Below are 25,447 nucleotides of genomic sequence, written 5' to 3'. Positions count from 1 at the left end.
GCGCTGGCGGTGGCTTTGCTTGTTACCGGCCTACGGTAGAAGCCGACCCTCCCGAGTCGGGAGGGTGAATAAGAAACGTGTTCGCATCAGAAGCAACGACGATCAAGCTCGCGATCGCTGCGTCCAGCAATCGTGGTTTTACACTTGCAGTTCAACGTCGGATTGCGGCGTGGCTACGCAAGGAAGTATCCAACCCTCTGCTAAGTCGGAGCAGGAGTGCTTGCCCGGATCCACTTGGCCTTTAATCAGTCGTGTCATGCACGTGCCGCAGTTGCCCGCTCGACAACCTCCCGCCACGTCTGCTCCTGCCTTTTGCAGTTGGTCCAACAGCGAACCGCCCTTGGGTTCGAAATTGATCTGAGTGTCGGCCTCGGCGAGCTTCACTTTAAAGCTCGAAGCGGGCGCGTCGTGGCTTAACGATTGCTCATCGGCACTTGAATCCTTTAACACAAGCTCGCTGCCAAAGGATTCAAAATGGATTTGCGAATCCTCGAATCCATGCGACTTGAGTCCCGTAATCATGGCCGCCATCCATTGACAAGGTCCACACAAGTAACAGTTCCCTCTAGCTGCCGCATCGATTTGGGCGACAAGTTGAATGGCGTTCGCTCGGCCACCAATAAACCCAATATTCGGCAACTCATTGTCGAAAGGCTGTTGTGGATCAAGCTTTGAAAATGCGAAGATGAGCTTAAGATTTCGATGATACCTCGCCAGCTCAATCAGCTCTTTCGCCAGAGCCGTCTGATCGGGCGTTTGCGACTGATAAAGGATACCGACGGAACGATCGGGATGTTCGTTTAGCGCTTGTTGAGCCATCGAGATCATCGGTGTGATACCAATCCCAGCGGCGAACAGCATGACGGGCGAAGCTCCGGCGGCTTGCAAAGTGAAACGACCACTGGGTCCTTTGACTTGCAGCGTATCGCCAACTCGCACATGATCGTGTAGGAAGTTACTAAAACTGCTGGCAACATGGTCGCTATCGCTGGCGATCGGCGATTGGCGTTTGACGGAGATACGCCAGAAGGTTGGATTGGAGATTCCAGAGAGCGTGTAACAGCGGCTGAGCGACTTTTGTTGGGCGGCAGCGGGATGATTCCGATTGCTGATCAGAAGGTGTTGCCCAGCTTGGAAAGCCGGCAGCGGTCTGGATTGCGTTGGCACCAGATAGAACGACTTCACGTCACGAGTTTCTTTGCGGATGCGTTCCACGGCCATTGGTTGCCATTGTTTTGGAGCATCGATCGCCGCATTGCGATAGCTGGATTCGATGGCATAGAGCAGGGCATTTTCTTCCGGCACGGACGGTGCAAGCGGCATTCGGCAGCCAACTCCAAAGAAGCGACTCAAAGCGTAATTCGATGGCGTCAGAAGTGGCATATTCATGGCAGTTGGCGGTTTCAAGTTGCAAAACACCCTCAAAAATAGGTTAGCTCGACGTTGCGGTTGAGCTTGCCGCCGATTTTTAAGCGAAAAATTGTACGGTTATGTGGGCTGAAACATTTGTGCCGAACAAGTTATACTGTTGGTCGCAGACGTGCTCCGTATTGAAGCATGAGACTCTGGTCCACCTCAGGCGGGGGCCAGTGTCCCATCCTCCCAGCAAGCGCTCTGGCAATTCGTTTTGTCTTGGAATGGTTTATGCGAGATGGATGCCCTGTTGATGAGTCAGTTGTCGATCGAAGAAAAGCTTGTGGATTGCCAACAGAAGATTGGCTATAAGTTTCGAGACATTCAACTCCTGCAAGCGGCTCTGACGCATGCTTCGGGAGCAAGCCGCCGCGTGGAAAGCAACGAACGGTTAGAGTTCTTAGGCGACAGTATTCTTGGTATGGTGATCTGCGATCATCTTTATCGCCATCACCCCGATTTGCTGGAAGGCGAGCTAACCAAGATCAAATCCAACATTGTGTCGCGGAGGATTTGTGCCAAAGTCGCTCGACGCATGGGTTTGGAAGCGTACCTCATTCTAGGTCGTGGGATGTTGAAAGCGGTCCTGCCTCGCTCGCTATTGAGCGACGTGTATGAAGCGTTGATTGCGGCCGTCTTCCTCGACGGGGGCCTGGAAGCAGCTCAACGGTTTATCGAGACGTCGATGCATGAGGAGTTAATTACGGCTGACGAAGATGCGGGCATCGGGAACTACAAATCGATCTTGCAACATTATTGCCAACGCGAGCTAGGTCTGACACCGCGTTATCTTCTGCTACGTCAAGCTGGCCCCGACCATGATAAAGTGTTTGCGGTTGCCGCTGAACTGGGCAACCGCGTCTTTACAGCCGCTAGTGGCAAGAACAAAAAAGATGCCGAGCAGCGCGCGGCTGGGAACGCCCTCGCTGAACTTAATGGCCATGTACCACCGTATGATAGTGGTGAGTGCCCGTGAATCTTCCTCTCACCCTTAACCTTGTTAATTTGATGGATCTCATGAAGCCTTGGATTCTTCGCGTGTTTGTCTTGATCGCTTTGGCCTATCAACCTGCCATCACGCTGGGCCAGGAGGAGCAGGCCAAAGATGAACTTACGTTTTCCGAATTGTTGATGCAACAAGAGATGCAACGCAAGCAGGAAGCGGACTTGATGGAACAATCGATCGCGGACCGTGATAGCCGATTTGGCGTCCTGCCTGATGACGTATCACCGGAAATTCAAACCAGCTATCAACGCCGCGTCGACACCTTTCGCGATGACGTCAAAGAGTTGCGTCGGGTCTTTTCACGCTATCATCTCGCGGAGCCGAATTATGACAAGGATTTAAAGCAGGTCATCCAGTGGGATCAGGTTTTCCGGCGCTCGCAAGTGCATATGCGAGAGTGGCTTGATGAGATGGCTGAAATCTATCGCAGTGAGCCAACTAAATTCAATAACCTTGGCCTAACGCTCATGGAGATTGTTCGCAAGGAAGGGCAACTGGATCGAGTCGACCACGTGCTTCAAGCCGCTAAGACTGTCCTAGAGTTGCCACCTGTGGAACTGGATGCACCGCTGCTCTCAGCGATCGGTTTCATTGGTTATGCAAACAATGATTTCGAGTTAGCGAAGGACGCTTGGGACCAATACTCCGCGGCCGCAACCTTGCCAGCCATGATGCAAGCGATGTATCGGAACATTGATCGAGCCAAGGAGGCTTGGCAAGCGGAATTGGAACAACGCGAGCTTGACAAGTCGCGAGACAACCCTGTAGTAGAACTGATCACGAGCAAGGGACTGTTGCAGGTGGAATTGTTTGAGGACCAAGCACCGGATGCGGTCGCGAATTTCATGTATCTGGTCCAAAACAGTTTCTACAATCGGATGCGTATCTTTCGCGTTGTGCCGCACTTCGGAGTTCAAACCGGTTGCAAGATCGGCAATGGAACAGGCAACGCAGGTTACTCAATTGCCAGCGAAGCGGAGTTGCCGGACGCCCGTGGGATCTTTCGAGGCAGTCTGTTCTTTGCCTTGAGCGTAAAGGGCGAGGGGGGAGAAATCGATACATCCACCGCTTCGTCTCAGTTCATGATTGCTTCGGCCGCGCTGCCAGTAATTGGCGAATCGGTGACCGTCTTTGGACGCGTCGTCAGCGGCGAGGAGAAGATAGGGATCTTTCGCAAAGTCGACCTTACGGAGGAGGATCAGCAGAAGGACCCTAACGTGAAGACGGATTATCTGATTCGAGCGGAGATGAAAAAGGGGCGCGACCATCAATACAAACCAAATCCGACCAAAGGCAAACTGCCTTTCTAGTCAATCGATTTAGCTTTGCGACTTGAGCAATGGCCTTGATTGATCTGGCGCTGTACCCCGCGAAGCGACGTTTCGCAAGTACCCACGCAGGATCGCGCTGCAGCTTTCGATCAAATCTTGAAGTACGGGAATGAAGCCGTCGAGGTCCGCTGCTGTTTTGCGATCCAGGTTTGCACGCAGCTCCGAAGCGATGCGAGAGATGTTCACAAAGTCTAGTCGACGGCTTATCTCGGCAATGAGCTCCAAGCATCGCTGCAGCTTACTGACATCGCCGCCATCATAGGCGTGCATCGCTTGTTCCAGGTTGTATCCCAGATCGATGATCTCTCGATTTTGGCCGTCATCTGATAACAAATGCGAACCATCCAAACGCCAACCCGTTTCTTGATTCGCAAACCGAGCGACTAGCTCTGGGTCAAATTTGGTACCAGCGCCCAATTGCAATCGCAGGATCGCCTCAGCGTGCGAAATCGTGTGCTCAGCATCGGCGCAGTTGACCATCTCATCGTACGCATTGGCAATACTGACGATTCTAGCAGACAGGGGGATATCGGGACCAACTAAGTCGTCCGTCATCGAATGCTGACCATCGTAGCGGCACAAGTGGTAGCGAATGATGTTGGCAAGATCATTGCAATCAAACGAAGCGCGGATGATTCGCACGCCGTCTTCTGCATAAACACGCAACTGCGGTTGGTCGATCGAGAACTTGCCAAGATGGTGATCGGCCAGCACATCGTCCGGAGCAGCGATCTTTCCGATATCGTGCAGCAGCGCCGCGACCTCCAACATATACAAGTCTCGTACCCCCAACAGGCCTCGCGCAATTCCCAACGATATTTCAGCGACACGTTGCGAGTGGTAGGCACTGGGAGCGTGCTTGTACAGCAAAGCGGTGTGCAATGAAACGGCCGCTTGATACGAGATCTCCATCTCCTTGCGTTGGAACTTCGCGTCGCTGGCACTCGAACCAGTCTTCTTTTCAGCAAGCTTCTCAATCTCCGTCGAGTAAGTCTGCGTTTGATTACGACCAGCATGCTTGGCCGCATACAAACCCTTGTCGGCCTGGTCAATCAGGCCCTGCCCCGAGCTAGCACCAAAGTCGCTTGACGAAACGCCCACGCTGGAGGTAACTGCGTAAGGGATAGCTAATTCGGTTTCGATCGCAATTCGGACTCGTTCTGCAACTCCAATTCCATCTTCGATTGTACGATTAGGCAACACGATACAGAACTCTTCACCACCGTATCGCGCCAAGAAGCCTTCCGAAGCGACCGCTTTTCTGGCAACTCGCACGACATCTTTTAGTACCGAGTCGCCGACGGCGTGACCGTGTACGTCGTTCAGCTTCTTGAAGTGGTCGACGTCCATCATGATACCGATGACACCGTTTTCAAACGTATCTTTCTTCAACCAACATTCATCCAGATATTCGAACAAAGCGCGACGATTGAATGCGCCTGTTAGGGCATCTCGTGAAGCGAGTTCCTTGAGTGCTTCGTTTTGACGGCGAATCTGCTCTTTGTTCATTTCCAGTTCGCGGAACGCCTTCAGCAAGTCTTTTCGCTGAGCTTCGATCTCTGTGACGTTCTCGAAACTGACAAGCACGCCGGCCAAACCATCGGAGGCATCAAAGACCGGCGTCGCGTTCGCGTTGAAGATTTGCAGCTTGTTCTTTGGCGTTTTCAGTTCGACCGTCAGCATACAAGGCGTTTTCGATTCGAAAGCTTTCTGCCATGGCGAAATCGTGTCGTTCACCAGATGCCATTCGAACTGATCCAGAGTTCCACCGATGCATTCATCACGCGTCTTTTGGCAAGCTGCGGAAAACGAGTCATTGATGACCATGATTCGGCCTTCACTATCCAGCAGCACGATCCCGCTGGCGATGGTGTCCAAAGTGTTTCGTACTCGCTTTGGAACCGCGTTCTTGGGATCCATGAACGACAGCATGCGTCGCAGGTACAATCCGAATGTAAAGGAATTGATGCCTACGACGATGGCGATGACGGAAAGCAGACTGCCAAGCCCCGAATCGCTCCAAGATGCGTTGGAAAAGGCGGCCTCCACTTTCAACCACGGCTTATCATTGCGACTGATGGGAAACTGCAAGCGGCTTTGGTCTCCGAAGAACGAGTTGACGTAGGAAGCAATCGTCGAATGATTGCCAGGTTCCTTCCGCATATCGATGTTGCACAGTTTTACGCCGTCGATGCGGGAGATGGAGAACTCAGTAACGACAGGCTGGCTTGCGAGCAGGTTCCGCACCATTGCTTGAAAGCCAACCGGGCCATTTTTCTCCAAATGTTGAACGGCCGCGCGTGCGATCTGCTGTACGGCCTCCTGCCGCTCAGTCATTTTCGAAGCGCCCATTAAATCGATCTTGCCCATCGATCCGGCAACCAGCACGGGGCTGATCGATAGGACAACCAAGGTTAGTACGATGCGATGTCGGGGACTGAAGCGTCGCATGGTTGGTTGTTCAACAAGAGAAGGAAGCAAACGTGATTGAAGCGTACTTCGCTAGGATTCAATCTGCAGCTAGGCGGCGAGAGAACGCGTATTTAGAAATGCCCTCTAGATAGCGACATGCAGCGTCGATTCATCATTGAATTCTTGAGGACTGCAGAAAATCAATGCATTGTAGCGATTATGAGGCGTGTGCGATTATGGCGATCCTCAATGATGACCGAAACAGGGGAAACGTCGTTTAACCGCGTGCCCATCGGGCCGCGTTACTTCCGCGTTATACTTCCAAACGCGGGGCGATGCCCAACGCGGTAAAACGAAACCGTGCTGATCTCGTAAGGCGAAGCAAGCAAAGTCCACCATAGCGCCGGAACATCAGTCGCTTAAATCCATTCAACGTCAGCAACCCACTCAGCCTGTTCATGATAAGCTTTACGCAGTTTCAGCAAGTACACAAGCGACCTTGTTGCCGGCCTACGTAGAGCATCGCCTTCGTTCAACCATCGCTCTACACAGGCAACCGAATCGAAGCAATCGTCATCGGAATCGCTACCTGCTCGCGACGAAAAAACTTCCGCAAGACTTCTACATCGATGCCGCAGGCCGCTCTACTCTGCGCTAGCGGCATATCAAGATACTCATCAAAACAACGTCGGAACAAATCCTTTGCACCCGTCTGCCGACCACACTCAAACCCCAGGTCAAACGAGGGCAACAAGTACTTCGGCACACGATAAGGCTCTGGATACCAGCGGCTCATGAACCAACGCAAAATTGCTGACTGGAGACGGCTGCGGCGTTTGGCGGTCCCCATCGCAAAACCAATCACGAACGCTTCATCTTGATCCTGCAAACCGCGTCCAAGCAGGACATGCATGATATCGTGATCCGATAACATCACTGCGCCACGGAATCTCAGCCAGCTTTCTGGATTTTCAAGTAACCGGACAATCCACGGGATTTCATGGTCCGTGGCTGCAGGCATCGAATCGATGACTTCGCGTGCAGTCAACTCTCCATTTTCTAAACCGGGATACCAAGCTAGCCAATGGTCCGTCTGAGTGAAACTATCACGTCGCTTTCCATCGCTGTCATACAGCCACGAACTTGTGTCATATAAACTCAGGATCGAATCACGCTGAGGGTGATTTGCGGCTGTCAGGACGGCTGCCGACGCGATTCGATTCATTTGTTCAAGCAGCACACTTTCAGCTTCGCAATCCTGTCTGCTTGATAGACTCCCAAGCCCCAAGGTATCGATCAGTTCGTCCAGGGTCTGCCTGGCCACCTGCCGCAGTTGCTTTTGGTTGTTGGCGCGGAACTGGGCATTCAATAGTCCCGCGTAATGGATCGCTCGTAGACTTGCCATCACAGCTCCGACGGCCCTATCCGTAGCAACAAACTTCCCCACCCCTTGTCGCTTCGCGTTCTTCAAGTTCGCTGTCGTCACAGCCGTCCATTGTGTCGCGCCATCGGATCGCAACCTTTGCTCCAGATCTAGATTGATCGCAGCGATGCAGATCGGTCGCAGCGCGGCTTGCACGGCGGAGGTCAAATCGGAACCGACTCCCTGCAGCAGTTGTTGATTGCGTCGGTTGTCGCACAACTGAAGCTGAATGGAAAATCGAGACTGAGGTGCAGCTTCGTTTTCGGCAAGTTCAACGCCTGTCAGCTCTGCAACGCTGACAAAGTGCCCTTTCAACGTGGAATCAATCACTTTCGAATCGGCGGCTAAGTCGGTCACACTTTCACTCCGTTTGATCCAACGAATTGATAAAGTCTTCGGAAGAAGCATCGCTGGGCATCCGCCAATCGCCCCGCGGTGATAGTGATATTGTGCCTACTTTTGGCCCATCGGGAATACAACTGCGCTTGAATTGGTTCGCAAAAAAACGTTTTAAGAAGATTCGCAAGGTGCGTTCGATCTCCTGCGCAGTATATTCCGTCTCGAATTTTGCATGGGCCGCCAAAAAACGCAGCCGCTCTGGCGAAGCTCCCGTCCGCACAAAATGATAGAGAAAGAAGTCATGCAATTCATAGGGACCGATAGTCGACTCAGTCGCTTGCGACACATTTCCGTCAGCTCGCAACGGCAATAGCTCTGGCGATATCGGCATCGCAGCAATCTCAAGAAGCACTTCACGAATCGGTGCCTGAAAATCATGCTCGGCAATGTGACGAACCAAGAATCGGACCAAGGTCTTGGGGACTCCGCAATTGACGTTATACATCGACATATGATCGCCATTGTAGGTCGACCAACCCAATGCTGATTCGGATAAATCTCCAGTCCCTAAAACAAACCCGCGATTCATGAGCAGCATCGTGCGGGTTCGTGCTTGAACATTCTCAAACACCAAATCGTGACGATTGTCGTCGGGTAAATTCTCTAACTCGCTTTGCAATTGTTCGACCGATTTACCGTCCAATGCCAGACCAAACGGGGCATGCTGCATACCTCGGAAGATCTCCAGGCAAGTCGCTCGAATATCGATACTTTGATGCGTGATGCCCAGCGATTCCATCAAGGCGACCGCATTGTCGCGAGTCTGTTTGCTGGTACCAAATCCAGGCATCGTTAGCCCTACGATGCGTTTTCGATCATAGCCGCAATCATCGCACGTTTCGACGGCGACCAGCAAGGCGAGCGTGGAATCCAAGCCGCCACTGACGCCAATTGTCAGCGGCAAGCTGGCTGGCAGTTGTTCAAGTCTTTTAGCCAAGGCTGCTTTCTGAATCTGCAAGATCTCTTGGCATCGCGCCGCCAGCTCTGCGGACTGTGCTGGTACGAATGGCTGGCCTCGAAACGTTCGCTGCAAACGTCGATCGGTTAAAGGCAGGTTACAATCGACAATGCGATAGTCGATTGGGACATGTTGACTGGCTCCCTGCAGCGATGTCTGCATGACTTGACGGTCATGACCGATGCGGTGCAAGTCGACGTCGGCGGTAATAATTGTTCCTTGTCTTGCTGCAAGCCAATCGGTACCTACGCGTGGCGATTCCACCAGCAGCGTGCCCAACTCGCAAATCATGCAGTGGCCGCCGAAGACCACATCGGTGGTCGATTCGGTTGGGCCAGCACTAGCATACGCGTATGCGGCCACACAGCGCCCCGCTTGACTGGTGACCAACTGTTTCCGCCAAGCCGCTTTGCCAATCGTCTCGTTGCTGGCAGACAAATTCAGCAACACATTCGCACCCGCTAACGCATGCAGTGAGCTAGGTGGAATTGGCATCCACAGATCCTCGCAGATCTCGATTCCAATCCGAGCTTCGCCATTCTGAAAGAGCAAGTCTGTACCTAGCGGAACTTCATAACCATCGTAGTGGTACACCCTATCGTTCAGAACGGTCGCCGACTGAAACCAACGCGATTCATAGAACTCTTGGTAGGTCGGCAAGTAAGTCTTGGGGACCACACCACGCAATTTGCCTTCGCAGATCACCGCCGCGCAATTATAAAGCTGTTGTTGAATCCGCAGAGGCAGGCCCACGACCCACATCTGCCGGACGCGGTGGTTCGCTTCACATAGCCAAGCGATTTGTTCCAGACAGGAGTCGAGCAAAAATTCTTGTGCGAACAAATCGCCGCAGGTATAGCCTGACAAATTCAGCTCTGGGAACAACACGACATCGCTTGAATGGCATTTAAGTGCGAAGTTAAGCGTTTCATTCGCGTTCGCGGCGGCATTTCCAACATGCACCGGCGGTGAAGCGACCGAGATTCGCAGAAAATCGAAAGAGTCCATTGAGTTATCCTGAGCGACTGCAGCTTGCCTTGGCCAAACATATTTCCAGCTATCTATTGTGATTGGAAACTTGTTTTGCGGTAGACCAAGTTACCGGCACTAGTCGATATAAACGAACTCGTTCAAACGGAACAGGGAGCGTAGCACAGCCTTCCAAATAGCGGTCGTCATCTCCGCTTCTGCCACTCCAGCCGCAGTATACTCGGTTTGCAAACGCTCCATGGATGCCAGGACTGTCGCCAATTCGTCGTCAGTGATCGGCCGTGCAAAGAGCTCCTGCCAAACGCGCTGCAACCGCTCCGGCGGCGACAACTCCCAACTCAAGCTCTTTGCCGCCAAGCCGCTGGCTGCATCGTGAACAAACTTGTCATTGAGCAAATACAACGCTTGGATTGGCGTCGTACTTGTCAATCGCATCGGAGTGCTGGTGGCAGGGTCTGGACCGTCAAAGATAGCCAAGTAGGGATGCCGTTGTATTCGCTGAGTCATCAGATAGACGCTACGTCGATTCGATTCATAAACCGCTTTGAATGGATTATGCTGCGTATACTTCCACTCCGACGACGGCGGAAACGGATGCGCTTCGCCAGGCGTTAGATCGAGTTGGCCGCTTACTAGCAGTAACGTATCGCGGATCGACTCCGCGTCCAAACGTTGCCTTGGAAAAGCACTTAGCAAGATGTTCGTTGGGTCTACTTCCAGCATCTTGTCGGATCGATTACTGCTTTGTTGATAAGTACGTGAGAGCATGATCGTGCGGTGCAAGCTTTTCATCGACCAACCTGATTCAATAAACTGCTTGGCCAGCCAATCAAGCAACTCGGGATGCGAGGGCGGTTTGCCTTGTCGTCCAAAATCGTTGGCCGTTGCTACCAAGCCTCGTCCAAAATGCTTGGCCCAAATACGATTTGCCATGACACGCGCGGTCAGTGGATTCTGCGCATCGGCAATCCAACGAGCTAGGTTTAATCGACCACTGGAGGAGTCTTCTGCAGGTAACGCTTCACCGCCCAAGACAGAAAGGAAACGGCGTGGCACGACGGGCCCTGCTTTACCAGGATCGCCCTTGATTTGCACCGCGACATCTTCTGCTAATTTCGCTTCCGCAACCGCATAGATTGTTTCATCCGAACCATCTAGCTTCACAAAATCGCGTTGCTTCTGATCCAATTCAATGCCAGGCCAAGGATACCGCGTGCTGTGGAAAAAGCCGTAGATGGCGTAGTAGTCTTCTGCAGTCACGGGATCAAATTTGTGATTATGACATCGCGCGCAATTGATCGTGGTCGCCAAGAAAGTCTTGCCAAGGTTATCGATCGTGTCCTCGATCGTTAAGTGCTGAGGATAATCGTCAACGCGTGAACCAAAACGACGTGCATTCGAGATGTATCCGGTGGCAATCGTTTGCCGCCGCACCTGCTCTTTCGTTTCGCCGCCCATTAAATCACCTGCAATTTGCTGCATGATGAACTGGTCATATGGTAGATCAGCATTGATCGCATCAATCACCCAATTGCGGTATAGATACATCTGTGGAATTGGGAAGTCGGAGTTATCGCCAGCGGTGTCGCTGTAGCGCACAATGTCTAACCAATAGCGTCCCCAACGTTCGCCATAATGCCTGGAAGCGAGCAATCGATCGACGACCTTGTCAAAGGCATCTGGCGATTGGTCATTCACAAACGCTTCAATTTCCTCTGGAGTGGGTGGCAGTCCTATCAAGTCAAACGTGGCGCGACGAATCAGCACTCGCCGCTGGGCATTCGCCGCTGGTTGCAGTTGAGCTTCTTCCAGCTTCTGCAATACAAATCGATCCAAACCAGACAACGGCCAATCTTGGTCTTCCACTTGTGGCAATGGTTGGTCCACGATGGGCTTCAACGACCAGAAATCGCGTGCCTTATCCCAATCGATCGACGACATGGCTTTATAAGCTGCAATCGTATCCTCGGTCCGCGGGTCTGGAGCTCGCATGCGAACCCAAGCTTCCAGATCTGCGATTTGTTCTGGGCTTAATTTTTCATCGGGAGGCATGGTAAGACTAGGAATCTCGTGCCGCACCGCTTTGATCAACAAACTGTGGTCAGGTAAACCAGGTAAGACCGCGCGATCGGTCACTCCGCCTTGAATGACCCCAACGCGAGAATCCAACAACAAGCCCCCCGCCGGTTCGCCAGCTTCCAGACTATGACAGCCGTAACAATGATCAATCAGCAGCGGCCGAATGCGGCTTTCAAAAAACTGCAACTGCTCGTCGGAAGGTGCCAGCGCAAATTGTTGCTCCAACGGGTCTGGTACCGGCCCATCGCCAGCCCAGATTTCAATTCCGGAGAAATTTGCAGCTCCACCATAAGCGGCAACTTGCAATACTCCATCGCGGACGACCGTACGCCAAGGCCCTAAGCGTTTCCACTTACCAGCAGAGCCACTATCGTATTCCAATACCACATTTCGCTGGTTCAACTTGATCGCAAATTTCTCAGGGTCATTGTCCTCCCAACAGTAGACAAAGACCTGATAAACTCCCGCTGGAATCTCTTGAACGTCGATCGTTAAGCTTTTGCCCCAGCGACTACTGCGAATCATTTGCGCCCGCATATCGTCGGTCGGAGGCACCAATTCGATGGACTGTGCGTCGAAGCTGTTTCCGTTCGCTTTGATGTTCGCCGATTTGTCTGACAACCATTTCTGGCCGTCAATGACCAACTCGGGGCCATTCAAGTTGATCGCTCGATACAACGTGGCAGGTGCCAAAGTTGGCCGTTCCAAATCGGCCGCGTGGGCATGGGAATTGATGCCGCAAATCAATACAAGAGTCAATGCGAAGGACGAGGCGACGAAGGAAATGACTGCACATATGACAACCCGTTGCAACGACAGGAAAGAACTTGCAAATGAAGGCATGACGAACCTATGGAACGAAGCAGTGAGGTGGGCGATGGGCGCGGCTAGCATTGAGGTAGGAAAAACCCGTGGCTGTGAGCAGATCTCCAGCGCCGGGCTGCTTCCATTGTAGCACAAAGGTTCCTGGTCGCGCGGCGGCGGCAGGGCGGGTTTTCATCACTAAAATTTTGTTACAATGTGCGGCATGAGAAAACTATTTTCACACGTAATTTTGTTTTGGGTGCTGTTTGCTTCCTCGCCTGCTTACAGCCAGGATGCACCGCGGCCCAATATCTTGATGATCGCCATCGACGACCAGAACGACTGGATCGGATGTATGGGTGGACATCCGTTGGCATCAACGCCCGCGATCGACGCTCTGGCCAAACGTGGCACACTTTTCAGCAACGCGCACTGCCAAGCTCCGTTGTGCAATTCGTCGCGTACCAGCTTGCTGACAGGTCTGCGTCCCAGTTCTACCGGCGTCTATGGATTGATGCCGCAACACTGGAGCGTGGACGAGCTGCGCGAGGTAATAACCCTACCTCGGGCCGTGCAAGCTGCGGGTTATACGACGGCCGCAGTGGGCAAGATCTACCATTCACCACCACGAGATGAAGAACTGAAGTCGCGTGAATTCGACATCTGGGGACCAGGTGCTTCGGTCGGAGCGAAGCCAGCGAAACGATTGATCCCCGAAACACCACCGTATAACAACCCACTCATGGACTGGGGCGTCTTTGAACATCGCGATGAAGACAAAGGCGACTATAAGACAACCGACTGGGCCATTCAATACTTGACTGACGGTCGCGATCCGACGCAACCATTCTTTCTGTCGGTTGGCTACTTCCTTCCGCACGTACCATGCTATGTAAACGACCATTGGTACCAAAAGATTCCTGACAACGATCAACTCTTGCCAACCATCGTTAGCAAGGACCGAGCAGATACACCTCACTTTTCGTGGTACCTTCATTGGTCGTTGCCCGAGCCGCGGTTAGCTTGGCTGGAGCAAAACAACCAATGGCGCAATCTGTGTCGTTCTTACTTGGCGTGTACATCCTTTGTGGATTCGCAGATCGCTCGGTTGGTTGAAACGCTGGAGCAGCAGGGGCTGAGTGATAACACGATCATAGTGCTCTGGTCCGATCATGGTTGGCATTTGGGGGAAAAGGAAATCACAGGCAAGAACACGCTGTGGGAACGTTCGACCCGCGTTCCTTTGATCTTTGCGGGACCTGGAATCCATGGCGGTCAAGTCTGCACTAGCCCAGCAGAATTATTGGATGTCTACCCAACTCTGATGGAGTTGATCGACGCTCCCAACGTGCCTCATCTGGAAGGCCATTCGCTCGCCCCCCAACTCGCAGACGCTAATGCAGCTCGACCATGGCCTGCCATCACGACCCACAACCGCGACAATCACAGCGTCCGCGATGCGACGCATCGATACATCGTATATGCGGATGGTTCGGAAGAACTTTATGACTTGTCCAGCGATCCCCACGAATGGAACAACTTGATTCAGCAGCCCGAGTCGGCGGCGATCGTGTCCAAGCTACGCGCGTTCTTGCCGGAGATAAACCTGTCGATGGTCCCCGACAGTGCTCATCGCATTTTGCAATATGATGAAGACACCGATACCGCTATTTGGGAAGGCACCCCGATCCATCGTGAAGATCCCATACCTGCTCAATAAATTCGTTCTGCTTACCCTGCTGGCTGGCTGTGTTGTCCATGCAAGCTCGTTGGCCCAAGAGCACAGTCACAAGCCGCGGTTGGCCGTGTTGACTGACATCGGCGGTGATCCAGACGATATGCAATCGTTGATCCGGCTGATGTTGTACGCCAACGAATTTCGCATCGAAGCGATCGTTGCCAGCGCGTCAGGGACACGTGGTGAATTGAAAGAAGCCATCACGCGACCGGATTTGATTCTGCAAGTGATCGACGCGTATGATGCGGTCTTACCGAATTTATCTCAGCATGCTCAGGGATGGCCGGCAGCCGACCAACTGAGATCGACGGTTCGGTCAGGCAACAAGTTTCGCGAGCGAGATCATATTGGTTCGGGGCATGACACTGAAGGCTCACGATATCTACTGCAATGCATTGACGCAGGAGACGCTCGCGATCCGTTAAATATCAGTGTCTGGGGAGGCCAAACGGATTTAGCGCAAGTGCTTTGGCGAGTCAAATCGGATCGCGGGGAAGCGGGATTGGCGGACTTTGTTCAGAAGTTTCGCGTTTACGACATTAACGATCAAGATGGAATCGCCGACTGGATGCGAACGGAATTCCCTGGCATGCACTATATCCTCGCGTCAGCTCCTGCGGGGCGTGACAAGCGCACGGGCACTTATCGCGGAGTTTACTTGACGGGTGATGAAAGCTTGACCAGCCAAGAGTGGATCGCTTCCAACGTGTTGAATCGAGGGCCGCTGGGCGCACTTTATCCTACCAAAACTTGGACATCGCCAAATCCTCATGGCTGCATGAAGGAAGGGGACACACCGGCTTGGTTTTTCTTTTTGCCCTTCGGGGGGAATGATCCGCGAGATCCCAGCCAACCAGGTTGGGGAGGCCAGTTCGAGCGTCAGGCGGACGGGTGGTATCGCGATTTACCCGCCACCGCGGACTTTGACCCACGCACCACAGTCAGTCGCCATCGCCCCGATTTCCAGGCCGATTTTGCCAAACGCATGCGCTGGTGCCAGAGTGAGTAAGGGGCGTTTGGGTGGACAGACTAATCGTTGATGCAGTGACTAAGCTTCGTTCGCTTCCGGTCAGCGATGACCATCGGTCGCAGCTTCGCCAGCCAGGGTATCAAACCGCTCAAGGTCCCAAGGGTCGCGATAGTTGGCCGACGTTGGCGTTTGACGGTTCGTAGTTCGCCAGCCCGAAATGCAATCTTTGTTATTTCCACAGCATCTCCAAGCAGATTGGCAGACGGCGTTGTGTTGCGAAAGGAAAGCTGTAGCCTTGTAATGTCGCCGTCCAGTCCAGACTGAAAAGTGATTGTGCCCAATAGTATTGGATCGTCGTGGATAATCTGAAGTGGTTCGTTAAGCGGAAAGGCAGGAATGATACCTTCGATCCGAATATACCGCTGCTCCGTGTCGATCTGTCTGCTCAGCACATCAAAATGAGGCGCTACAGAAACGCGAACTGGGGTTGCTGATTGGTTTCGCAGTCCAGAATAGAAGACCGTTACCGCAACCGCACTGACCCCGCGCATGACGAGATCTATTCCTGCGAACGACTGCGTTAGATAGATCGGAATCTCTATACACTCCCCCAACAGTACTTCGAAGCATTGATCAGTGCCTGTCTGGTTGAATGCGAACACGAACTCCGAGACTGAATCCGTTTTGCGACGACTCAATCTCAACAACCTTGTGATAGTTTTGGACACGAGAGAAGCGGTATTTTTATTGTTGGGAGGTGTAGGAGTAAGGTGCTGTCGATCGGTGGAAAAACCGTCTCACAGCAACTAGCGTTGCGATACCTAGCATTCGGATAGAGATTCGCTTCGGAATCGCCGTTGGCGTAAAGCGAATTGCAAGGCTAGTCGGCATATCTTGGATGACAGAAAAGTTGCCGCCGGCAAGATCGAAACGCCATTGCTTAGTAATGACTTCAAGTAAATGCTAAAAACTTCCGCAGGAGCACCGGTGAATTCTACGCCACCATAGACGGCGTTAACCCAATCCCCATCAACACTAGATGCATTGGCGATTTCGAATTTGAGCAGGCTGGGAAGCAGATCGTCACCAAACCACTCTGGAGCGACCGTCGATAGAACGAGAGCTTGCCTATTCATACACTGAACTGTGGTCTTGCTTGGTTAGGGACCGGCCTACGAGACGGATTGCGATTCTAAGACTATCAACGATGGAATTCATGAAGAGAATCTCTGTAACTACATCCGCAAACCGACTGCTACTTGTCCGGAAAATGAGAGAGATCTCCTCAGACTTCAGAGTTTAAACAGGCTGCGGACGGCCGCGTTTGAGAAGATGACTTGGCAGCAAACTACGGTTGATAGGGCAATCGAGCATCAAAGCACACGACTTCCTCGTTGAACAGCCTTGCGACAAGGACCTGATCCTGCATCGCAAATTCGACCTGACTCACCCCGCTGTCAACCGGTAAGCAAAGTACCTCCCGAATCGGAATACTGCTTGTATCCCAAAGCTTAATCTTGCCGCCAGCAGATCCTGTGGCTAGACGACTGCCGGCACTATTCAGCCGCACGGCGTGCACCGGACTGGAATCAGCCTCTATCGAAATCATGAGCCGACCATCTTCAATGTCCCAAATGTTCAATCGTCGATCGTGACCGACGGTCAAGATACGGTTCATGTCAAGCATGACGAAATCCGACAATGTCGAATCATGTCCCGATAATCGGAGGCGTGGATTGTTTCCGGAAAGCGGATAAACAAACAGGTCGTTCAAATTCACAAGTCCGATTTCGTTGGCACCGACGAGGTCAACGCGTCGTGTCAATTCGACTGGTATTTCCAGGATACGATTGGAATCACCCACCTTGAAGCACGCCAAAGTCCGGTCCAACCAGGAGCCATACATTACCGTGGTCCCATCCTTGGAGATCGCTACCGTAGATTCCCCCGGTTGGACCTGCCAGCGCGACAACAGTTCCGACGTGTTTAGATCCCAAACATCCAGTAGCCCTTCGCCCACCATGGCAACACGATTCGCGTCAACTGCGTAGGCTAAGTTCCCAACCTCATACCCCGGTTCGATTGAAAATCGCTGGCTAGCGTCGACTTGAAAATCATGCACGGCTATTCCATCATTCATACTCAGCAATAGTCGTGTATCTGAAAGCTTGCACATCGCCACCGTTGCACTTGCAAGCCGTTGAAATGCTGAGTTCTCGATCGACCATTTACTTATTTTGCCACTTCGATCTCCAACGACCAGCAACTTGCTGGACAACTCACATAAACTCGCGACCCTTTCATCAGCAACCTGCCAGCGATCAAGATAACTGCTCGTATGCTCAAGTGATGGGTGGTCGCGATTTAATCGATGAATCTTGACTCGCCCACCACGGTCGGCCGTCGCGATGCTTTGATTGTCCGCAAGGATGATCAACTGCTCTATCCCGTCCATGTACTCGAACTTGTTGTGTCTCTTCTTCCCGGTAACCTCCGAGACCAATACGTTTCCCCTTACATCACCAGCGACCAGCCAATCACCACTTTGGTTCACGGCTATCGTTTGCACTCGTGCATCTTCAAGGTTCCATGTATCTACTTTTCGCAAGCTTGGGAAATTCCAGATGGAGAAAAATCCATCGCTGCCGGCAGAAACAAGACGCCGATTATCACTTGAAAGTGCCACTTCTTCGACCGAACGTTGGTGAGCGTCCACTCGCTGAACCAAGTTCCATTGCATTGTGTTCCATACACAAATCGATTTGTCGTCGCTTGCTGTGACGATTTGCTTTCCATCTGACGTGAACGCAATTGAGTTTATCTCATCTTCATGAGCTTTGAAGTAAGCTGTTCTTGCTACATCCAAACGAGGTTCTTCGCCAGACTCCGAAAGCTCGAAAACAGAAACCATACCATCTGCTCCACCCGTCGCGAAGCGCTGGGAAGTCGAATCCCAAGCGAATCCCATCTGGCTGGAATTGGTGTTTAGCGTGTTCTGAAGCGCAAACGAACTAGGGTCCCACAACTGGACGACATAGTTGTCTAACGTAACAGCGAGATGTTTTCTATTTGGCGAAAGGGACACCTGAATGACAGGTGCCCCACATTCAGCCACGGCTTGGGCATCGCGATGCAGGATCGAATTCAGCAATCGCCACTCAGGGCCTACCCAAGCTTTGGGATGCAATGTCGGATCATGGCGTGCAAGGATCCTGTTCGCTAACGCGATATCACCATTCCAAGCGGCATCTGACGCCCACTTCATTTCCGCGTAGTAGAGCTCTTGCTCGGCTTGACTTCTTGCGGACTCAGCCCGCAGGCTCGCCATCTCAGCTTCTCTTTTGGACATCATGGCCAGATTCTCTGACCGCCTAGCTTCAAGGCCAGCGATCTGAGCAAAATTGGCTTGCCTAAGGCTGAAGATAGTCGACGCCAGCAGCGTAACCAGCGTTAATGCAAAAACTGCGGCCGTCTTTCGATGACGGCCTAAGAACTTCTTCAGTAAGTATATCCCAGAAGGCGGGCCTGCGAATACCGGTTGCCCCATCAAATAGCGAGATAGATCCTCAGCAAACATCGCAACCGATGAGTACCGGCGATCCTTCTCCTTCTCTAATGCCTTGGCCACAATCCACTGCAGTTCCTTTTCAAATCCGCTATTCTGCCGCGGAAAGGACGGAACAGGGTCTGTGCTGAGCAGCAAGCGTTGTATCTCGAAGATACCAAACTTCTGGACTTGTGGCGTATCATAAGGCGCTCTACCGCATACCATTTGGTACAGGATACAGCCAAGCGAGAAAATGTCGCTGCGCGTATCAATCATGTGCGTTTGCGGCTGGAGATGTTCGGGACTCATGTAAAGCGGCGTTCCCAATATCTGCTGCGAACTAGTTAACGCGACTTGAGAAACTGAAGCTTGCGTGTCTTTCGCAATGCCAAAATCAATAACTTTCACCCGGAAATCCCGCGCAGTACCTTCCACCAGAATATTCGTCGGCTTCAAGTCACGATGGATAACGCCTTGCTGATGTGCATAACTTACCGCATTGCAAACGGATACCATCAATCGAATCATTTCGTTCAATGTCAACTTATGCGATCGACAAAAATCTGTTATTGGCTCGCCAGGAACATATTCCATCACAAAGTAAGCTTCGCCCGTTGGCAATTTCCCATTGTCTAATAGCCGTGTGAACTGAGCGTGATTCAGTCTGGCTAAGATCTTTTGCTCGCGAATGAAACGCTCTAAGTCTTCTTCTAGCGCTCTTGCAACCCCAAAGATCTTTATTGCGACCAAATCCGATGGTGACTTATTTTTCTCCGCCAGATAGACAACACTCATTCCACCTTGACCGATTCGGCGGATCAAACGATACGGGCCCACTCGGTCCGCGCTTATCGTAAGGATCATTTCGCCAGCGACCCGGTGCTGAGTCTGCTCGACATCCGTGTTGTCTGAGCGGTTGTTGGGCGGCCGCTTGTTTTCAATTGCGGCATGTAACAGATCTACATTGCTAATTTCGGTCGGATGCAACAGCTTCTGAAGTCTTTCGCGCAGCTTATGATCCCCTAAGCATGCATGATCCAGCCAAGCGGCCTGGGCTTGCTGATCAGTGATTCTGTTCGCTTCAATGAACAGCTCTCTTAGTGTACGACGCGCATCTTGTTCGATCGGCTTCTGCGAATCAAATGCTTCCACTGTCTCGCCTAATCTTCGTGAGCCGATAGTGCCTGCGACTCGCCACCGTTCGTCTTGAACCAACGGCATGCGAAGACCCAATGTTCATACGCCGTCGATCGCGATAGCCCTAAAGTCTTACCAGCCTCCTCGACGCTGTGATAGCCAAAGACCCGTAAACGCACTAGCCCAGCCGTAATAGGATCTTCCACTTCCAACGCCTCCAACAACTCTAGAAAGTCTTGCCACTGACCTTCATCCAGACCTCGTTGGGCAGGAACCAGATGGTCCAATTCCAAAGGCAACCGCCTAAATTCGCCACCGCGCTTTTTACAGGTGTCGTGCCGGAATCTATCAATCACTAGACGCCGCATCGCTTCGGTCGCAGCGGAAATAAAGTGCCCTGGCGAGTCCCTTCGCTCCGCTGCCCACGCTCGGATAAACGCAAGTATGCCTCATGGACCAGACCGGTTGTCTGCAACAGCCGATCTGGACGCCGATGAGCCAAACACCGCTTTGCGATCGCTCGTAAATCACCATACAGATCGACAACAATTTGCCTCGTCGGCAATGGAGTCGTTTCCTTTTGAGGGGCTTTCATGGCGATGATCCGGTAACTTATTGGGAAATAAGAATTCACGACATCATGATCGACCTGCCTCGTACAGTCAACCGTTCCGCGGATTTTAAGCGACTGCAAATCGCAGACAGCAGATCGCTAATCGTTCCGCAGACACTCTCTCAATTTACCAAGCCTTTGGTGACCATCATGAAGACATCTTCCAATGTTGGGTCTTTGTCGTGATACGAACGGACGGCAATATTGGCTTCCATCAAACTTCGCAAGACCTGCGCGACACCTACTTCATCCGTCTCTAACTCGACTCGCAAGCCCTCGGGAATGTTGGTCAACGATCGAAGCAGCGGATTGGATCGCAACAAAGATGCCGCTCGCTCTGTGTCCTCGTTCAATCGAATGTCAACCATATGATTCCGCTGAATCTGCTTGTACACCGATTCAATCGTGCCATGCATCAACAGCTTGCCTCGTTCAATGATCCCAATCGAAGAACAGAAGTCCGCAAGCTCGGCAAGAATGTGGCTGCTGATCAAGATCGTCTTGCCCATCCGCTTCAACTCTTTCAATAACAACTTGACCTCCACCCGCGCCCTGGGATCCAAACCGCTGGTAGGTTCGTCAAGGATCAATACCGGAGGGTCATGCACAAGCGTCTTGGCTAGACATAACCGCTGCTTCATCCCCCGCGACAATCCATTGACATAGTCATCGCGTTTATGTCCCAAATCCAACAACTCAAGCACATCGAGAATCGTCTTCTTGCGCTGCGAGCGAGGAATCTTGTAGGCCACTGCAAAGAAATCCAAGAACTCCCAGACCTTCATGCCATCATACACGCCGAAATCATCCGGCATGTATCCAATGCTGCGCCGAACGTCCAACGGTGATTTACTGACACTGTAGCCATTCACCGTTCCATCGCCCCGCGTCGCCCGCAGTAGCGTTGCCAAAAAGCGAATCGAAGTGCTCTTGCCTGCACCGTTGGGGCCAATAAACCCAAACAACTCGCCTTCGTCGATTTTCAGATTCACACAATCGACCGCCGTAAACTCGCCGTAGTCTTTTCCGAAGTCTTTCAGCTCGATCATTTCAGCATCTCTTCCAATTCGGTTTCACTCAGCACTCGAACATTCAACTTTTGAGCCTGCTGCAACTTGCTGCCAGCTTCCTCGCCAGCGACCACGAAGTTGGTATTCTTCGACACGCTCCCACTGACTTTCCCACCTGCAGATTCTATCGCCTTTTGCACGTCGCGACGCGGTTTGGATAATGTTCCCGTCAACACAAACGTCAGACCTTCAAAACGAGCATCGCCATCAGCGGACTCATCGACCGATTGTTGCAGATTGACGCCGCTGGAACGCAATTGTTCAATCACCGACTGCCCACCCTCGCTGTGCAAATAATCGTAGATACTGGCTGCAATAATGGAACCGACTTCATTGGTCTGCGTCAATTCTTCCATCGAAGCGGACATAAGTGCATCCATGGATCGGAACTGATGAGCCAAAATCTCTGCCGTGCGCTTGCCCACATGGCGAATGGAAATGGCGTTCAACACCTGAGCCAATTCTCGCTGACGACTCGCCGCAATTTGTTCCACCAGTTTGCTGGCTGACGTCATTCCCATCCGAGGTAGTTTCGCGACACGCTCGGCCGTCAACTGGTACAAGTCACGGTAGTTCAAAACCATCCGATGGCTGACCAACATATCTATCAGCTTGTCACCAAGCCCTTCGATATCCATGCAATCTCGCGTGGCAAAGTAACGCAGCTTCTGTCGCCACTGCTCTGGGCAGCTTAATGCAGGACATCGTACATAAACGCCGCCTTCGTCACGCACCAACGGTTCGCCGCACGAAGGGCAATGGCTGGGCACGGGCAATTGAGCGAGCTCCGTTTGGCGACGATGCTTCTCGACTCGCACAATGTGAGGAATGATCTTCCCCGCTTTCTCGACGGTGACCCAGTCCCCGATCCGAATATCTTTGCGGTGAATCTCATCAAAGTTATGCAGCGAGCAGCGTGATACGGTCGTCCCCGCAAGCTCCACAGGCTTCAGCGCAGCCACTGGAGTAATCGCGCCGGTCTTTCCAACTTGTACGGTAATGTCTTCAACCAGCGTTTCCGCTTCATACTTTTCGATCTTATAAGCGATCACCCATCGCGGACTTTTCGAGCGCATGCCCAGCTCTTCACGCTGCGCAAAACTGTTGACTTTGATCACAATCCCATCAACTTCAAAGTCCAACTCATGCATTCGCTCCATACGCAATGCACAATGCTCGATCATGCGATCAACATCCGTGAACGCAATCGGCTCTGGCGTTGTGGTGAAGCCCCACTGCTGCGCCAAACTTAGAAAGTCTTGATATGTCGCCGTTGGCAGTTGGCTGCAATAGCCGATACCGTGTACCAAGAAGCGTAAATTGCGCTGCGCAGCGATCTTCGGATCTAACAGACGGACCGTGCCAGCAGTGACATTGCGCGTATTCTTGAAGATGGGCTCACCCGCAGCCGCTCGCGCTTGATTGAGCGACACGAGATCTTCGTTGTTCATGTAGATCTCGCCACGCACCTCAAAGTAATCAGGCACCTCGGCTGATTTGACGACAATAGGCAAATTCCGAACGGTACGCATATTGTGTGTGATGTCATCTCCAATCACACCATTTCCCCGCGTCACTCCTATCTTCAGTTGGCCTTGCTCATAAACCAGCGAAGCCGCAACGCCGTCAATCTTCCATTCAACAACCCAGACAATTGTCTGATTGGGCAACATCTGCATGGTGCGACGAATGAAATCGCGCAGCTCGCCCTCGTTATAAGTGTTCTCAATCGAGAGCATCGGCAGCCGATGTTCAACTTGCTTCAAATGCGCCACTGGCTGGTCGCCGATGCGAACCGAAGGACTATTCGGATCGGCATATTGAGGATGCTGCCGTTCCAGTTCAACCAGCCGCTGCAGAAGCTGGTCGTACTGCGTGTCGCTGATAGTCGGGGTAGCCAAAACGTAATAGCTATGATCGTGCTGGCGTATTTGATCACGAAGCTGTTCGATTTCGTCGTGGATCTGTTCAGACATGCTGGCTGGAAAAGTGACTATCGGGTTGCATATCGCATCAGTATAAGCGAAAGGAACGGGGCCGAGAATTACACGCAATAAAATGCGATCCGCCAAACTCCGGCACGTTTAACTATTCTACCTCGGTAGGCATAAGTACCAGCCGATCGTCCTTGGGGCCATTCCAAACCGGTATTTGAACAGATTTGGCAATCCAGCCTGGATGCACGACCGTGACCTTTGCCTTGGAACTAGCATCGCCGATCGCCTTCCAACGAGTGGCGGCAAAATCTTGTGGGCGATCGATTTGTGAACCTTCCGATTGCTCACACAATGGCTGAATATCAAACATGCGTTGCAAAACCTTGTGGGTTTGCTGCAGCACTTCCCGTGCGGCCGCTCCGACTTGAGCGTCACTATAATTGTTCAACGGCTCTTGGACCAAATCGATCAATCGTGCTTCGCGTTGCAGTACCGACAACAAGGTCAGTGCATCACTTCTAGCGCTTGCAAGCTCCATGGTCTTCGGTGCAATGCTTTGTTCCTTGCGTATATCAGAGGAATCGGTGGGAGCCACGGCGATCTTCTTCTGTGTACCCTGGGGATCGGCCAGTGCGCTGTCGATCGCAGTCGCCTTCTCTTGATTGAACAGTGCGCCAAAAAACGCTCGGAATGCTAAACCCAATCTCATCGCAGATACTACTCGATATTTGGAACGTATAAATATGTACTGATGCGACAGCATTCTAGCTTGAGAAATTCCAGCGAAAACAGCAAATCGGCTGGTTGCATTCGGCACGAGTTATGCGGTAGGCCATCAACGCGGATTTCAATGCAGTGATGGATTGTTTTTCGCGAAAGATTTTCCTAAAACGTGCGATTCTCTGTCTCCGGTGGCCGGCAAGGCATATAATTGGGATAGGTGTGTCGATCCTCCCGTATCAAACCACGAAGGTGTTCTAATGCGTGACGAAGTTACCTATATCTGCAGCCACTGTGGCGAAGAAATAATTATTCCGATCGACGTGTCGGCTGGCCACCATCAGGATTACACCGAGGACTGCCCGGTCTGTTGCGAGCCGATGGTGATCCATGTGGACTTGGACGATGTCGGCGAAGCGGAAGTCCATGTGGAAGCCGAACAGGATTTTATCAACTAGCGTGTCTTCTTCACCCACCCGATACGGGAGGGTCGGCCGCGAGTTCCACGAGCGACCGGGGAGCGAGCGCTGTTCGTAGTCCCGGCTTTAGCCGGTCTTAGTTCGTAGTCCCGGCTTTAGCCGGATGCTCGTTGAAAACACAATGCCATTCCGCCTAAAGGCGGTACTACAAACAGCAGGCGTACGCGTTCTTCTTCACCCTCCCGATGCGGGAGGGTCGGCCGCGAGTTCCACGAGCGACCGGGGAGGGTGCGTCATTTCAACGCCCACACACCAATTGATCCAACATCGTTTTCGTTTAACCGTCAGCCGAAGGCGTACGCGTTCCTTCGTTTAACCGCGTGCCCAGCGGGCCGCGTTATCGCCTCACAACATCCCCAACGCGGGGCGATACCCAACGCGGTCAAACGCCCCTCTTCGACATCACAGCCACCAATCGCCG

16 protein-coding genes and 1 pseudogene are annotated in these 25,447 nt (G+C 52.3%); 5 read left to right on the top strand and 12 right to left on the bottom strand.

Features of this window, described 5'->3' with window-relative positions:
- Window positions 1-138: 138 nt before the first annotated feature.
- Window positions 139-1,389, bottom strand: coding sequence for a 2Fe-2S iron-sulfur cluster-binding protein (locus tag SH302x_RS11770; RefSeq protein WP_479368883.1), 1,251 nt, complete (start codon window positions 1,387-1,389; stop codon window positions 139-141).
- A 277-nt stretch (window positions 1,390-1,666) separates the two neighbouring features.
- Here SH302x_RS11770 and rnc point away from each other — a divergent pair, with 277 nt between their 5' ends.
- Together rnc and SH302x_RS11760 are read left to right on the top strand one after the other, a co-directional pair.
- Window positions 1,667-2,389 carry a ribonuclease III gene (gene rnc / locus SH302x_RS11765; protein WP_479368882.1) on the top strand — a complete coding sequence of 241 codons (723 nt, stop codon included), beginning with the start codon at window positions 1,667-1,669 and terminating at the stop codon, window positions 2,387-2,389.
- 32 nt (window positions 2,390-2,421) lie between these two features.
- A complete protein-coding gene (locus tag SH302x_RS11760) occupies window positions 2,422-3,729 on the top strand; it encodes a peptidylprolyl isomerase (protein WP_479368881.1) in 1,308 nt (435 codons plus the stop codon).
- A gap of 9 nt (window positions 3,730-3,738) precedes the next feature.
- On the opposite strand, the gene SH302x_RS11755 is transcribed toward SH302x_RS11760, so the two are convergent.
- From SH302x_RS11755 to SH302x_RS11740, 4 genes are all read right to left on the bottom strand, one after another.
- On the bottom strand, window positions 3,739-6,201 hold the full coding sequence (locus SH302x_RS11755; RefSeq protein ID WP_479368880.1) for a diguanylate cyclase: 2,463 nt from the start codon (window positions 6,199-6,201) through the stop codon (window positions 3,739-3,741).
- Between the two features lie 505 nt (window positions 6,202-6,706).
- The gene (locus SH302x_RS11750) at window positions 6,707-7,942 is read right to left on the bottom strand and encodes a hypothetical protein (RefSeq protein ID WP_479368879.1); all 1,236 of its coding nucleotides are present in this window, start codon (window positions 7,940-7,942) and stop codon (window positions 6,707-6,709) included.
- A 4-nt stretch (window positions 7,943-7,946) separates the two neighbouring features.
- A complete protein-coding gene (locus tag SH302x_RS11745; protein WP_479368878.1) occupies window positions 7,947-9,950 on the bottom strand; it encodes an NAD(+) synthase in 2,004 nt (667 codons plus the stop codon).
- 99 nt (window positions 9,951-10,049) lie between these two features.
- Window positions 10,050-12,854 carry a DUF1553 domain-containing protein gene (locus tag SH302x_RS11740; protein WP_479368877.1) on the bottom strand — a complete coding sequence of 935 codons (2,805 nt, stop codon included), beginning with the start codon at window positions 12,852-12,854 and terminating at the stop codon, window positions 10,050-10,052.
- Between the two features lie 184 nt (window positions 12,855-13,038).
- Between SH302x_RS11740 and SH302x_RS11735 the strand changes: the two genes are divergently transcribed.
- Window positions 13,039-14,535 (top strand): sulfatase, encoded by a 1,497-nt coding sequence (locus SH302x_RS11735; protein ID WP_479368876.1) that lies wholly within the window; start codon window positions 13,039-13,041, stop codon window positions 14,533-14,535.
- A complete protein-coding gene (locus SH302x_RS11730; protein WP_479368875.1) occupies window positions 14,510-15,562 on the top strand; it encodes a DUF1593 domain-containing protein in 1,053 nt (350 codons plus the stop codon). The genes SH302x_RS11735 and SH302x_RS11730 overlap by 26 nt, the downstream gene beginning before the upstream one ends.
- A 20-nt stretch (window positions 15,563-15,582) precedes the next feature.
- Here SH302x_RS11730 and SH302x_RS11725 read toward each other — a convergent pair whose 3' ends face one another.
- From SH302x_RS11725 to SH302x_RS11695, 7 genes and pseudogenes are all read right to left on the bottom strand, one after another.
- A complete protein-coding gene (locus SH302x_RS11725) occupies window positions 15,583-16,221 on the bottom strand; it encodes a hypothetical protein (RefSeq protein ID WP_479368874.1) in 639 nt (212 codons plus the stop codon).
- A gap of 123 nt (window positions 16,222-16,344) precedes the next feature.
- Window positions 16,345-16,659, bottom strand: coding sequence for a hypothetical protein (locus tag SH302x_RS11720; protein WP_479368873.1), 315 nt, complete (start codon window positions 16,657-16,659; stop codon window positions 16,345-16,347).
- 212 nt (window positions 16,660-16,871) lie between these two features.
- Window positions 16,872-20,291 carry a protein kinase domain-containing protein gene (locus SH302x_RS11715; protein WP_479368872.1) on the bottom strand — a complete coding sequence of 1,140 codons (3,420 nt, stop codon included), beginning with the start codon at window positions 20,289-20,291 and terminating at the stop codon, window positions 16,872-16,874.
- Window positions 20,231-20,802 (bottom strand): annotated as a pseudogene (locus SH302x_RS11710) (ECF-type sigma factor). Before SH302x_RS11710 ends, SH302x_RS11715 begins: the two are co-directional and overlap by 61 nt.
- Window positions 20,803-20,942: 140 nt before the next feature.
- Entirely contained in the window at window positions 20,943-21,869 is a 927-nt protein-coding gene (locus tag SH302x_RS11705) for an ABC transporter ATP-binding protein (RefSeq protein WP_479368871.1), read from the bottom strand.
- Window positions 21,866-23,866 carry an NAD-dependent DNA ligase LigA gene (gene ligA, locus SH302x_RS11700; RefSeq protein ID WP_479368870.1) on the bottom strand — a complete coding sequence of 667 codons (2,001 nt, stop codon included), beginning with the start codon at window positions 23,864-23,866 and terminating at the stop codon, window positions 21,866-21,868. Before ligA ends, SH302x_RS11705 begins: the two co-directional genes overlap by 4 nt.
- 112 nt (window positions 23,867-23,978) lie before the next feature.
- Window positions 23,979-24,536, bottom strand: a complete 558-nt coding sequence (locus SH302x_RS11695) for a DUF2760 domain-containing protein (RefSeq protein WP_479368869.1) — start codon at window positions 24,534-24,536, stop codon at window positions 23,979-23,981.
- Window positions 24,537-24,807: 271 nt separating this feature from the next.
- Here SH302x_RS11695 and SH302x_RS11690 point away from each other — a divergent pair, with 271 nt between their 5' ends.
- A complete protein-coding gene (locus tag SH302x_RS11690; RefSeq protein WP_479368868.1) occupies window positions 24,808-25,005 on the top strand; it encodes a zinc ribbon domain-containing protein in 198 nt (65 codons plus the stop codon).
- Window positions 25,006-25,447 lie beyond the last annotated feature (442 nt).

The organism is Njordella calcicola (genome assembly GCF_056494125.1).
The sequence above is the reverse complement of the archived record's forward strand: the minus strand, read 5'-3'. Positions and strand labels throughout refer to the sequence as shown.